Below are 13995 nucleotides of genomic sequence, written 5' to 3' on the forward strand. Positions count from 1 at the left end.
CGGAGTATGTGCGGTTTTCTATCTAGTTGTTGCGCACCTGATTGCCCTTCATTATGATATCCTCATCAATGAGCAGCGAGCTTCCCTTGCAGGTCATCTCTACTTTTTCACTTGCGGCGATAACTAGCGTTTTCGACTGGATCGTCACATTTTCCACAGCGGTCACTTTGACATCTTTGCTACTCATAATCGTAATGCCATCCGCATCGCTCAATACGATCGATACGCCTTCACCCGTTATCGTAATTTGATCAGGGGCGAGCACGATCATTTTTCCGTTTTTGGTTTTTATCGTTTTGATTTCCGGATTGTCCATTGGATCGCCGCCCCCAGCCGCGCCGACTGCAGCGCTTCCTCCTGCCGCTGCACCTGATCCTCCAGTTGCACCCGCTCCGCCGCCTGCTTCCGGTCCGGGCTTCGGCACTGAGCTCATAGCTAGTGCATCTTTCTCCTTATGGGTCGGAAAATAAATTCGAATGTCGTCGCCTTGCTCCGGCATACAGTAAAAACCAGCATTATCCGCCGACGCGTAAATCGTGGAATAAGGAAACCAGCAAGCCGCCCTTTCATCCTGCTCCGAATCCATATTCAGATGAACCTTCAACTGATCGCGGCTCACCGCAAGAACCGTTCCTTGAATCGAAGCCCCTACAATGTCGGTGTTATACTGCTTGGGCAGCGACAAGCCGCCTTTTGGAGCGAGCGTGTAGCGCCTGAGCAGCACAGATTTTTCGAGGATAAGCACGACCTTGTTTACGACCAATTTTCTATTTTGGAACGCCACCTCATGCCCGATATCCAGCCCCTGCTCTGACTGCGCCTCATAAAAAACAAAATCATGCTCCGTTACGTTCGGAATACGGCTGCGCATCGCCTGATGGTACAAATCCATTCGCTTATGCACGCGGTAATTATAAACGGACAATTTCCCTTTGCTGCCCAGCTCCGGTACTCCGATATAGCACAAAGCCCGCTCATCCATTGCAACGGGTACGAGGCCCGTGTGAAAATGGGACGCCAGCCGCTTGAGCAGCTGCCAATCCGTCTCTCGATACTGAAGCACCATATTGCCAAGCGCCGCTCCGTCAGATGCAAAATCTATAACCTGCGCTCTGGCGTAATCGCCTGTAATTTGCTTGGCTAGCTGTTCGTACAACAGCCCTTTGTTCTGGAATGACCTATCCTTCGGTGCCGCATCCCATAAATACGTGTGCGATACAGCTTCCGCCCGAATCGTATATACGCCATTCGCCTGCAAAATCTGTACACCCAGAACCATGCCATGAAATAGCGTCACTTGATTTCCCTGCTCATCGATATCTGTGACTTTAATCGAGGTTTGCGCATCGGCCATATGCACGTAGCTGTCCCTGCTGCTTTCAGGTACGATTCCTGAAAAAGTCAATCGCACATGCTCATTAATGGCTTTCACAATCTTCAGCTCATGCAGTCGTTCCACCGCAAAAGGTGTGATTTTAATATGCGAGTTTACAACCTCTACTTCATTCATCTCCTAGTCCTCCTTCCATATCTGGCACGTACACCCGAAGTGAGGCCATGATGCCATGGGCAATGGGGCGCCAAAGCTTCATATGCTTCTCCGTGCAATTCAAGCTAAAAAAAAGACCCTTCTCTTCATAAGCAATAAAGAAAGTCAGACTATAAATACTGCCATCCATCGCAGGAGTGATGCACTCATAAAACCCAACTTGCTTTTGCTCTTCTCCGATGACCTGTTTTTCATGATAAAAGTCCATACACTCTCCGAGTTGAAGGACATCTTGTTCCAACCAAGAGGCATTCGGCTGCATCCGCCCGAGCATACCCATCAATTCCGTATGCATTTTCTTCATCTCATCGTTGTACATCCGGTTTTCTGTCGGATTCACATTGACATTGATGCATAAACTATCGTCGGTAAAAATATACTTGGGACGCCGTGCTGCTGGATATTTAATAGCCACATATTCCTCAGGCATAGGAGTAAAGGACGTAGGAATGCGCAAGCTTATTTTCCGATCCAACAACATCGTTTCCGTAAAATGCAGCTCTTCTGCTCCTAAAACCAGAAGGCCGGATTGTATGCCCTCAACTACATTCGGAATGGACAGCTGCTCCTCTAGTGCCTGCCTTCGCGCTTCCCGTTCCCGCTCTTGCTGCATCTCAAGGAAAGCCTCATCTATAAACTCAGCCAAAGTCGCACCTACTTTCTTTGCTTAATAAGAGAAAAATAACCATAAAAACCAACTCCTCTCTAGTACTATTGTCGGATCTAAATTCCATAAAATGAATAGAAAACATTCAATATTACATATATGGTTTTATGAAAAGAAATGAAAAACAGTTAATAAACTAGATTTAGAACTGTCTCACTATACTAAATTTCCATTTTGACCTACTTTGAATAATTAAATACTAATACTATACAAATTATGGACAGTTAAAATCACCTGGAAATATAAAAATCACCCTTTCTCCATATCGGGGTGGGATCATCCCCTTATGGTAAACTGTGAAAAAGGTGCCCCTGTTATCATGGGCTTACAATACTGTTTGCTAGAGGGAATTTTTCAAGTCACCAAAGAAGGAAGCCGTACGGCTCCGCGTGGAGGAAGGGCTGATACTTGAAGAAGTAAAGGATCGACTAAGAATTAAAAGTGATGCAAAAATTGTAGAGTGGGTGCATAAAAGTAATGCAGGCGAGACATTAGAGGATTACCGGGGCCTGTGGAAGAAGAAAATGCACATTTGAAAGCGCAGGTCGAATACTTCAAAAAAAATTAGGCGACCTCTCCCCGATTGAATTTCGAGGAGCGATCGCCGCTTGAAGCGTGCTTTTATTGTTGTCTACTTGACGGGGCTATAACCACGAGAGGGTTGAACGCTTTTCGTTTTTTATTCTCCACCCATGAATACGTAGCGCCCAACGACGAGCACGGCGAGTATCCACATGAGCCAGTGAATTTGGTATTTTTCTTTGTTTTTGCCCGACAAGTTGCCTACCGAAGCGAGCACAACATAAGACACGATACCGAACGAAATGCCGTTCGCAATATTGTACGTAAATGGCATCAAGGCGAGCGTCAAAAATGACGGAATCGCATAAACCATATCTGTAAAATCAATTTCCTTGATCGACTGCATCATCAGCACGCCAACGATAATTAGAGCAGCATTCGTAGCTGCTGGAGGCACAAGTGCAACGAGCGGCGAGAGGAATACGGCTAGCAGGAAGCAGATACCTGTCGTAACCGAGGTCAGGCCCGTACGTCCGCCCTGCGCGATACCTGAGGAGCTTTCCACAAACGCTGTCACAGTGCTCGTTCCGAGCATAGCACCGCCGCTAACACCGATTGCATCGACGAACATCGCTTTGCCGATGCGCTTCTTGCCTTCTACCGGATCTTTCATGTAGCCAGCGCGGTTTGCCGTACCGACAAGCGTTCCGAATGTATCGAACAGCTCGACGAACGTAAACGTCAGAATGACGGTCACGAGACCAACTTCCAGTACGCCAGGGAAATCAAAGTGGAACAAATTCATTTTTGAAAAATCAGGCACCCACGTTTGCCCGCTCAGCTTCTCACTGATGTTCACCTGACCGATGACAATCGCAATGGCCGTCGTGAGCAAAATGCCCCACAAAATCGCGCCAGGAATGCGAAGCACCATCATAATTCCGATAATGAACAGCGCCACAACCGTGAGCGCTACCGTGCCATTGTGCAGGCTGCCGAGGTGAATGACCGTCTCCGAGCCCGATACGTCGGTATAAGCGCCCTGCTTAATGTCCGAGAAGCTGGATACGGCAATCGTCATAATACCGCTGCCCTTAAGGCCAATAATCGCGATGAACAAGCCGATACCGACGGTAATCGCATGTTTAAGGCTGTCTGGCACGGCTGTAATCAGCATTTGCCTGATTTGAGTCACGGTCAGAATAATAAAAATAATACCCGAAATAAAGACCGCTGTAAGTCCCATCGCGATGGAAATCGGCTTTCCCGTCGCCTGTGAAGAAATAACCGTAGCTGCGAAATACGCATTGAGCCCCATTCCGGGCGCGAGAGCTACGGGAAAATTAACGAACAGCCCCATGGCAATCGTAAAAATACCTGCTGACAGCGCCGTAGCCAAAAATACGGCGCCCCAGTCGAATCCGGCTGGTGTGAGCACAATCGGATTAACAGCCAGTATGTACGCCATGGTCATGAAGGTCGTCAGTCCCGCCATAATCTCCGTCCGAATGTTCGTACCATGCTCTTTCAAGCGAAAAAATCGTTCCATCGCTATTCACTAGCCTCCCCAATCAAATTATACTGCGCACTGATGCATTATTTTTTAGAAACTCATTTTAATCAATTGCTTCCTTGTTTGTCAATGATTTAAAACGAACGTTTACAATAGACGTTCTTAAATCATTCGGATTTCATTGCAAATTCTTCCGATAAAGACCTTAATTCCGTTCCAATAGCTTTATCTTTCCGTAAATGAAAGCGTTTGAATATAATGCGAATAACGGCAAAAAATGCCCCTTCGGATAAGATGTCCGAAAGGGCATTTTTTTAATATACTTTAGTTATCATCGGCCTCCGCCTTGAGGTCTTCCTCCTCCACCACCGCCGCCGAAGCCGCCTCCGCTGCTGGCAGTCGTTACGCCGGATTCATTTAACCAAGTTACGCTGCTTGAGACTTCGAAATCTGTCACTTTCGTTCCGCCTGTATAGGCACCATCCGTATACATGCCATCTGTATCACTGCCGGTCGAGCTTCCACCTGTGTAGAGGGTGTAGGAACCGCCTTGCTGCAGCTCCGGTGAGCTAATCACTACTGATTGATAGTTTTTCGATGGCGCAAAGGTCATAATCGTGTTGCCGTCGCTATTCTGCAGATGGACTAGCGTGCCAGCCTGCTGAGCTTGGGAGAACGTCATAGCGATTGTGTATTGACTGGAATCGTCAGCCGTAGCCTGAAGCATTCCTGAGCTTCCTGCTGCCACCAGCGTTCCTCCGCTAATGTCAAAGCTGCCGTCGTAATCCAATGAACCATTGCCGTTGCCCGTTGGGCCATTCACAACAACCGTGCCGCCCGACATTGTAATCGAGCCGTTCGAGTCAAGTCCATCGCCTGCAGCATCCACACTCACAGCTCCGCCGCTAATGGTAAGCAGATTGCTGGTAGATGCGCTGAACTGATCTGCTCTACCGCCTGCCGCCTCGCTCGTCTCATCACTGCCACCCGCCACATTGATGCCATCATCGGAGGCAACGACATGAGTCTCACCGCCGGTGATCGTAATGTTGGCTCCTTCAATGCCTTCATAGCTCTTCGTAATATTAATGCTGCCTCCAGCAATCGTCGTTAGTGCGTCCGCATGAATGCCATCATCACCCGAAGCCATTTCCATTTCTCCACCTGTTACCGTCACATTGCTGTTGCTGTGCAGGGCATCATCTGCGGAATCAATGGCAATGATGCCGCCGTTAACCGTCATATCTCCGCCCGCCTTCAGCCCTTTGGCACTTGTTGATTCGGTTTCCGTAGTTGTTGTCGCCGCTGTTTCGGTAGATGTTTCTGCTGCAGTAGTGGCAGCCATTCCGCCTCTTTGCATGCCGCCTGGTCCCATCTCCTCCTGCTTCACTTCAGCGTTCACGCTGCCTCCGCCCGTTACCAGATTGTAGGTGCCGCCATCAACAATTAGCGCCGTTTCGGCTTGAATGCCGTCATTGCCAGCTTCAATAGTGAACGTTCCACCCGCAATGGCGATAAATCCACGACCTTCATCGGTATCATTTGTCGATTTAATGCCGTCTCCTTCCGCTTTAATCGTTACCGTACCATCCTCGATGGCAACCATATCCTTACCGACAATGCCGTCATCCGCAGCCGTGATGTCGATCGTTCCTGATACGATTTTCAGATCATCTTTACTTGTGATTCCATCATTGTAGCTTGCGACTACCGACAGCTTGCCCGTGCCGTTAATCGTCAAATCTGCTTTGCTGAAAATAGCTGCGCTTGGCTCATCCGCAGCAGCATCCGCGAATACGTAGGTTTCACCATCGGAGATCGTGTTTTCCGTACCTTCTTCCAGCGTAATGACTACATTATCCGCTTCCTTGATGTAGATTCCAGCGCTGTCGTTATCATGAATGTTTACTCCATTGAGCACCAGATGAACGTCTCCTTCATTCTGCACATCCACTACAATTTGCCCGTCGCTCAGCGTTCCGCTGAGGACATAGGTGCCGGCTGCCGTAATGGTTGCGGAGCCGCTCGCCACCTTTGCTCCTGAGCCGGTAATAGCTGCACTTGTTCCGTTCAGCTTAATGGCCGTCGACGTCTCTGCACTCCAATCCACGGCCTTGTCCGACTCGTCAAACGTCACGACATCCGGCACCGCAACACTGGCTGGCAATGCAGCGGTGGCAGTTGTCTCGCTTTGCGAGCTCGCGGCAGTGGCTGCGGTAGTGGCCGATGTTGTTACCGCCGCCGTTGTTGATGAAGCCTGCGATGTAGCACTGCAAGCTGATAATACGACCGAGCAGATTAGCAAAACACCTAGCATCTCGCGAAATTTATTCTTTTTCATATGAATCATCCTTTCGGTTTGTTTAAAATATAAGAATTCATAAGTTTCACCTTTATAATCCGCTTATATTTCACCCTCGAAACGGTAGCTTTGCCGTCAGAGGACGGCGACAGCCGTTTACGCTTGATAGTCATTCATAGTTGGACTCATCGTTAATGAGATATCCAGATTGCCGTTTCTGCAGCGGATCGCATCGAGAAATTCCTTTTGATTCGTATGCTCATCAATCGTGACGGTGTAAACCAGCTCATATAAGCTGCCCAGCTCGGTCGTGCGAATTTTACTAAGTGCGTAATTGACTTTAAATTGGGCAAAAACTTCGGCGAACGCCTCCTCATACCCCAGATTTTCCGGGATTGTTACTTTCAGTACTTTTTGCAGCGTTTTTCTTACGCCGAATTTAACGCGGTTAAGAATGACCATGAGTACACAGAGAATAATCGTGAACAATATCGCGTAACCGAATGACCCGACTCCGCAGGCAAGTCCCGCAGCCATGGTGAACAAAACAAAGGTGATATCCTTCGGGTCGCCCGGAGCACTTCTGAACCGGATAATGGAGAAGGCTCCTGCAAGGCTGAACGCTCTGGCGATATTGCTGCCAATTAGCAAAATGATAATAGCCACAATGACCGGCAGCAGCACCATCGTAAGCGTAAAGCTTTGCGAGTAGCCGTTCGGGTTGGTCTTCATGTAGGTGTAGCTGATCATTCCACCCAGCACCAGAGATAACAAAATCGTGATAACCGCTGTGCTAAAGGTTAAATCTGTCGTCGTAAGCGTTGTGGAAAAGAGAGAATCAAGCATAGAGAACACTCCTCGTTTCTGTCTTGCTGTTCTTTAGCATTTTTTTATATTCATTGCCGTATTTCGAAAAGCTTGTGCGATACATTTGATGCTCCGACAGCATTCTCGACAGCCACATCGGGATCGTCTTCTCCGCCTTCACTTCCATGAGCCATTGTCCAGGCTCCAGCAGCGGTTCGCCATAATTGCCGCTCTCAAGCAACAAATCATACCGCCGGCAATTAATATTCGTATCGAAGGTAATGCGGAGGTCACGATTCTCTTTGCTGAACAGCGCTTTACGGTCATAGCCCAGATACAATTTAGGCTGCAATTCATATTGCTGAAGAAAATATGTAATTTCCTGCAGCACCTGCTTGTTCATGTAACCTTGCAGTTCCGGCTGAATTCCCGTACGGACAAATTCATAGGCCTCGTTCAGCTTCAGTCCCGTTCTTCTTTTGTTAACCAGACCGAACACCTTTTTCTTAATTTCCAGATAAACCTTCGCATCTTCCTTAGGAGTGCCGTAAGCTCTCAAGCGAAGCTTTTCCTTATACTTCGGCTTGGACAGGCTGTTGCGAATTAAGGCATCATGCTCGGTGTCATAATACAAGTTGGTGATGGAGTAAAATTCATGCTGCTTGTTGTAATCGTCCAGCTCCATGTACTCCAGCAATCGAAGGTAGAAATTGCGGTAGGCAACACTCTCGAGCAAATATTTGTTCTCATATCGGTTGAAAACCTCAATAGCCATATCGTTCAAATCCTCTCTATTTGGTCTCGCATGTTATTGCGCTTGGCGATCTGGTTTGTTGCTTGCGTTGTGTTGTCGCTTGCTATATTCGTATCTTAGTCTCCAAACCTTTAACGAAACTTAAATGAATTTACAATATTTTAAAAGAAGGGTGAAGATAATGCTTCACTGCATGAAAAGATCGGCTTCCGATCGCCATTACCCTTTGATTTCTATGAATAAGCCGCCTTATATGTAGAAATCAAAGCGTAAAAGCATATGCTTACGATGCTGCTTTCCTACGGAAAGCTTTAAGCGAACGCTGACGCTTCTCCAGTCCAACCTTTTCATTCCGCTACGCCTTTTTCATCACGCTTTAAAAATAGCATTCAAACGCGGCCTTCCCGCAGCAAACATTAAGGTTGACTAAAGGTAATCCTGATATAATGGCCTTATTAAAAATATAGGTAAGGATATCATTTCGTTATCCTTTCTCTATATTTCTCGGAATGAAACGCGCCGCGCCGCCAAGGACGGCGACAGCCGTTTCACCTTGATACACAACCTATATATAGAGGATGACTGGCCATGAGAATCTTAATTGTAGAAGACGAGCTTCATTTAGCTGAAGCTTTAAGCCAAATATTGAAGAAGCATAATTACGCCGTTGACGCTGTCCACGATGGCGTTTCCGGGCTCGACTATGCACGAAGCGGCATCTATGATTTGCTGCTGCTTGATATTATGATGCCAGAAATGGACGGAATCAGCGTCCTTACCCAGCTTCGTAAAGAGGGCGTATCTACGCCCGTCATTCTGCTTACCGCAAAAGGGGAAATTACCGATATGGTGGCCGGGCTTGACCATGGGGCGGATGACTATATCGCCAAGCCTTTTTCATCTGAGGAGCTGCTTGCCAGAATACGGGCCGCACTAAGGCGCAAGGGCGAGGTGCTGCCGGAGGATGCGTTGAAGTTCGGAGATATCGAATTAAACACGACAAATTTGAAGCTTTCCGTTAAAGATAAAGAAATGAAGCTCAATTTAAAGGAAAGTGCCCTATTAGAGCTGCTGATCGTCAGGAAACAGGCGATCACCTCCAAGGAGCTGATTATTGAAAAGCTATGGGGCTTTGACTCAGAGGCGGAGCACAACAATGTGGAGGTTTATATTTCTTTTTTGAGGAAAAAGTTTACGTTCCTGCATTCGTCCGTACGCATTAACACGATTCGAAACGTAGGGTATGTATTAGAGGTGACTGCCTAATGTTCACGAAGCTCAGAAATCGGTTTCTTATCGTGAATTTGGTCATCATTTCGGTCGTCATGCTGATTGCCTTCGCCTCTATTTACGTCATTACGTACCGGAATGTACAGGCAGATATAAGCGATGAGATCCACCGGATCTCGGAATTTTATCAGAAGCCCTCTGGCAATTCGTCTCCTTCATACTCAGGCAGGCACAAAACCGATTCTCCTTCGGATCCTGTAGATAATGGACCTATGGATAATGGGGATTCACGGCCTGAGCGTTCGGTTGCCTTTATGCTGAAAACGGATGCCGAGTGGAATATTACTAGCACGACCTCTCCATTTGAAATGGACAGTGAATTTTATGCCGCTGCGGTGCAGGAAGCTTCGACAGTTACTAAAAACACCGGACAGTTCAATCTGGATGGGAGCCACTGGGCTTTTATCAAGCAGCAGACAAATGAAGGCTATAATCTGGTTTTCCTTGACGTCACCGCCCAGCAAGAGATTTTGACCAATTTAATTTATACGTTCTCTGTCGTTGGGCTCGCGATGCTGATTATCTTGTTTTTCACTAGCCGTTTCTTCGCCAATCAGTCGATCAGGCCCGTGAAAGAAGCGTTCGATAAACAAAAGCAATTTATTGCCGATGCTTCCCATGAAATGAAAACACCGCTTACGATCATCAACACCAATACGGATGTGCTGCTATCCAATAGTGAAGACACGATTCACAATCAAGCGAAGTGGCTGCACTACATCAAATCAGAAACGGAAAGAATGACCAAGCTGACCAATGACCTTTTGTATTTAACGGAAATGGATGATGCCCGAACAGGCATGATCTACAGAAGGTTCAATATGAGTGAAGCGGTTGAAAATATTATTTTAACGATGGAAGCTGTTATCTTTGAGAAAAATGTGTCTCTGGACTATGAGATTGAGCCTGATTTGATGGTGCAGGGCAGCAGCGAGCAGATCAAGCAGGTCGTTATGATTCTGCTGGATAATGCGGTCAAATATACGAGTGCCAAGGGAACAGTCATCTTGTCGCTTCAGAAGCAGCAGAACGATGTTGTGCTGTCGGTCACCAACACCGGCGAAGGAATTGCCGCCGAGCATCTGACCCGAATTTTTGACCGGTTCTACCGCACCGATTCTTCCCGGGCGCGCAAGCAAGGCGGTTATGGCCTTGGTCTGGCGATTGCCAAATCCATCATCGATCAGCATAAGGGGAAAATTTATGCAAAAAGCACGGTTGGCGAGTCTACTAGCTTTTATGTTCATCTGTCTTGAAGGGATTAGGCGGGGGGCTAGCGGGAAGCTGCTCCTACACGCCGCTCCTATGGGAACCCGTACAAAAAAGACTGATGAAGGTTCATCAGTCTTTTTTGGCTATTTTGCAATCGTTAAGGTGTGCTCGCCTATTTGGAAGCAGGTTGCTCCGCTCCATCCGGTTGTGCGCTCGCGATTGAACTTTGGTTGCCTTGTTGTCTATTCAAGTTGTCCGCTGCTGCGTTTGATGCAAGTGTGCTGCTGAACATAATGCTAATCATCAGCATGCTTGCTGCTAATGTCTTTTTCATAAATGTAGCCTCTCATTTCTGTTCCATATTCATGTGAACAATACCTATTATAGACAAGCAACCTTAAATGGATATGAATTTGCGGAAAAATGTTTATGAAGCGTTTCAAACATGACGGCTTGTCAAATGAAGGGCAGGGCGGCACTTCGTCCTTCATTCGTATTGTCATTTTATGGTCGAGGTGATACGCTTACATAAAGCAGCCTATTGAACTGGAGGAGAATGATGATGAAGATGAACAAAGGGTTATTTTCGAGCCTGCTTGTTTTGGCGGTTACCTCAACCAATTTTGCATTCACAAATGTAAGCGCAAACAATTCGGATTCCGAATCTGCGCAGCCTTCTTACTCGCTAATTGTGAAAGGCTTTGACTGGGGTCCAAGCGTGTATAAGATCGTCTTAAATACAGGAAGCACTATTCAAGGGAATACGCTGGCTAAGGACAGTTTCAAAATATTGGTGGAGCGGAATTATCCTATGTTTAATTTCGAGACCCAAAGCTCCTATGATGGCTTCGATAGCGGCAGCAGAAAAATAAATAACACCTACCTTTCGGACGAGGAAGGCAACAAGCTAGATCAGCAAACAGGCCAATACATTACGATTGAGATGAGCGTCCACCCTGATCTTGCTACTGCAAGTATGTTTAACTTTGATCTGCAGACCTTTACGAATCAATATGTAGACCTTCAATATACAATCATTCAGCAGAAAGCGCTCAAGGACGCCGAGGGCAACGTAATCAACGATTTGACGACGACGAAGGAAACCCCGCATACGGTCATTGAACAAACCGTCGACAAATTTGATACAACAGGAAAATTTAATTACAAAGACTCTAAATATGGCGACATTGCGCTTACCTATGCCTCTTATGTGCCTGATACCGATGAGAAGAAGCTCCCGCTGATCATCTGGCTGCACGGGGCTGGCGAAGGGGGAACCGATCCTCGAATTGCTCTTTTGGGCAACCGGGTAACAGCGTTAGCTGAAGACTCTGTACAGAAATTTTTTGGCGATGCGGCTGTTCTCGTACCACAAACACCTACCTTCTGGATGAATAATGGAACCGGACAATATACGCAGGATGGCAGCAGCATGTATACAAACGCCTTGACAGCCTTAATCAAACAATATGTCAAAGACAATAAAACGAATATTGATACGAAACGAATTTATATTGGCGGCTGTTCAAATGGCGGATTTATGACCCTTAATATGCTTCTTGCGAATCCTGACTATTTTGCTGCTGCTTATCCGTCGGCAGAGGCCTATTTGGACTCTTGGTTAACTAACAAAGATATAGCCAAGCTTAAAAACATCCCGATCTGGTTTACGGCCGCCGGAGCAGATCAAACTGTGGATACTGCAAAAAATACAACGCCTACCTATAAGAGGCTCATTGCTGCTGGTGCACCTAATGTCCATTATTCTTATTTCGACACCGTGCTCGATAAGAGCGGCCAGTATGTCAAAGGCAACGGTAACAACAGTCCTTATGAATACAATGGCCACTGGTCCTGGATTTATGTACTGAACAATGAAGTGTTGAGCGACTATAATGACAAGCCTGTAAAGGTGGGCGGTAAAGCCGTCACCCTTATGGAATGGCTGGCAAAGCAAACAAAATGATGGTAGTTAAATCATAGTTAGACATTTTCTTAAGGTGCGAATGCGTTAAGGATTTTTATGAGGCAACGTATTCGCACCTGAGAAATAACATAATACCGATGGGGAAATTTCTAGCATTTTATTTATCGTCAAAAACATTCATAAGCAATACACGCTCATAAAACCCTCCGCGCTCATCCTCTTTCCTCTCTCGAATACGCTCCATGTCCTCTCTTCCAACACCCTTGCTATGCGCAAAGCTATAAATAACTTCGAGCAAATCTGCCAGTTCTTCCAGTTGTTCTTGCTGATCACCCGCTTCAAGAAACTCATTCAGTTCTTCTTGTATTTTCTCCTTTAGCGCTATCTCATATTCAGCCTCATTAAGCACTCTGAAGCTGCACTGCTTACCGCTCGCTTGGATGATTTGAGGTATTTTGTCCCGCACAAGCTTGTTGTATGTTTTCACCCTTGCTCTCCTCCCCCATATTCATTAGCCCTGGCAAGCGAGCCAAAACTTGCGTACAAGATTGGTCTCAATTGCATATTGCACTGTCAAAATCAAATAAATCCCAAATCTGTATTCCCCTTAAGCTGCGAACTAGCTATAATGCCTATATACAGGCTAACATATTCCAATACAATAGAGGCATCGTATTTGACCCGAAGCTGCTTGGCAAATCGCGAGTGATTCGAAAATATGACTATATTCTAAAAGGATGGTTAGATGTGAAAAAATATACGGTAATCATCATTCTATTCCTACTTGTAGTAGCTGTTGTAACGGTTCCTAGCAAGCAGCAATACGCGGAGTGGCTGAAAGGCCACATCAAAGAGGAAAGCAATAGTTTCATTATCAATTTTGGCGTTGACTTGCTTGGCACAACGGTTATTGAGAAAGTAACGACTTGTCAAAGCTATGTAGTTTTAAGTGTGTGCACAACTGAAATTAGTGAATCTGAAAAAATCAAGGCAGCGGGTTTATTCAACAATTTCATCCCGTTGCAATTTCCAAAGTAAGCTCATCACAGAGCAAATATTAAAAAACTCCTTTCAGTATGCGGTATAGCGCACACTGAAGGGAGTTTTTTTATTACAGATGGTTTATAACCTAGGGTGTATAGGCAAACGTGAGCGTGCCGGATGCTGATGGAATTTTACGTCAAACGTATTCCCGCTCCTGCCTGGAATGTCACCACTTATGAATGTGAACTTTTGTACCGACAGGCAGCTTCGTGCATAGACTTGGCGGACACAGTGGCCGCTATTTCAACCGAATCACGGGTTATGGCAGTGGCTGCGGACTCAGAAGACGCTAATGCACGGCTAAACGTTATTTTGACGGGATAATGAGGGCAATAACGAATTTCCTGCTCTTCTGTCAATAGAGTGGACACGCCTATTATGCTATTTTTTCGTAATAAAGCTGTTCGA

Annotated in this window: 12 protein-coding genes; 4 read left to right on the plus strand and 8 right to left on the minus strand. The window is 46.4% G+C overall.

Annotated features, from left to right (window positions below):
* Window positions 1-22 precede the first annotated feature (22 nt).
* From WH37_RS16170 to WH37_RS16200, 6 genes are all read right to left on the minus strand, one after another.
* Window positions 23-1510, minus strand: a complete 1488-nt coding sequence (locus WH37_RS16170) for a phage baseplate assembly protein V (protein WP_046231621.1) — start codon at window positions 1508-1510, stop codon at window positions 23-25.
* A complete protein-coding gene (locus WH37_RS16175; protein WP_143088488.1) occupies window positions 1503-2195 on the minus strand; it encodes a hypothetical protein in 693 nt (230 codons plus the stop codon). The genes WH37_RS16170 and WH37_RS16175 overlap by 8 nt, the downstream gene beginning before the upstream one ends.
* Before the next feature lie 700 nt (window positions 2196-2895).
* Entirely contained in the window at window positions 2896-4287 is a 1392-nt protein-coding gene (locus tag WH37_RS16185) for an NCS2 family permease (protein WP_046231623.1), read from the minus strand.
* Window positions 4288-4582: 295 nt separating this feature from the next.
* On the minus strand, window positions 4583-6592 hold the full coding sequence (locus WH37_RS16190; RefSeq protein ID WP_046231624.1) for a carbohydrate-binding domain-containing protein: 2010 nt from the start codon (window positions 6590-6592) through the stop codon (window positions 4583-4585).
* Between the two features lie 117 nt (window positions 6593-6709).
* Entirely contained in the window at window positions 6710-7399 is a 690-nt protein-coding gene (locus tag WH37_RS16195) for a DUF4956 domain-containing protein (protein ID WP_046231625.1), read from the minus strand.
* The gene (locus WH37_RS16200) at window positions 7392-8135 is read right to left on the minus strand and encodes a polyphosphate polymerase domain-containing protein (protein WP_046231626.1); all 744 of its coding nucleotides are present in this window, start codon (window positions 8133-8135) and stop codon (window positions 7392-7394) included. Before WH37_RS16200 ends, WH37_RS16195 begins: the two co-directional genes overlap by 8 nt.
* A 567-nt stretch (window positions 8136-8702) precedes the next feature.
* On the opposite strand from WH37_RS16200, the gene WH37_RS16205 reads away from it, so the two are divergent.
* Window positions 8703-9380, plus strand: coding sequence for a response regulator transcription factor (locus WH37_RS16205; RefSeq protein WP_046231627.1), 678 nt, complete (start codon window positions 8703-8705; stop codon window positions 9378-9380).
* Window positions 9380-10660 carry a sensor histidine kinase gene (locus WH37_RS16210; protein WP_046231628.1) on the plus strand — a complete coding sequence of 427 codons (1281 nt, stop codon included), beginning with the start codon at window positions 9380-9382 and terminating at the stop codon, window positions 10658-10660. The genes WH37_RS16205 and WH37_RS16210 overlap by 1 nt, the downstream gene beginning before the upstream one ends.
* Before the next feature lie 128 nt (window positions 10661-10788).
* Here WH37_RS16210 and WH37_RS35585 read toward each other — a convergent pair whose 3' ends face one another.
* A complete protein-coding gene (locus WH37_RS35585; RefSeq protein ID WP_156182321.1) occupies window positions 10789-10950 on the minus strand; it encodes a hypothetical protein in 162 nt (53 codons plus the stop codon).
* A 234-nt stretch (window positions 10951-11184) separates the two neighbouring features.
* Between WH37_RS35585 and WH37_RS16215 the strand changes: the two genes are divergently transcribed.
* Window positions 11185-12582, plus strand: a complete 1398-nt coding sequence (locus WH37_RS16215; protein ID WP_197091374.1) for a prolyl oligopeptidase family serine peptidase — start codon at window positions 11185-11187, stop codon at window positions 12580-12582.
* 118 nt (window positions 12583-12700) lie between these two features.
* On the opposite strand, the gene WH37_RS16220 is transcribed toward WH37_RS16215, so the two are convergent.
* Entirely contained in the window at window positions 12701-13030 is a 330-nt protein-coding gene (locus WH37_RS16220) for a nucleoside triphosphate pyrophosphohydrolase (protein ID WP_046231630.1), read from the minus strand.
* Window positions 13031-13290: 260 nt separating this feature from the next.
* On the opposite strand from WH37_RS16220, the gene WH37_RS35590 reads away from it, so the two are divergent.
* Window positions 13291-13581: a hypothetical protein gene (locus WH37_RS35590; protein ID WP_074904778.1), complete on the plus strand. Its 291-nt coding sequence runs from the start codon at window positions 13291-13293 to the stop codon at window positions 13579-13581.
* Window positions 13582-13995 lie beyond the last annotated feature (414 nt).

Origin of the sequence: Paenibacillus algorifonticola (assembly GCF_000971975.1) — a bacterium.
Taxonomy (GTDB): domain Bacteria; phylum Bacillota; class Bacilli; order Paenibacillales; family Paenibacillaceae; genus Pristimantibacillus; species Pristimantibacillus algorifonticola.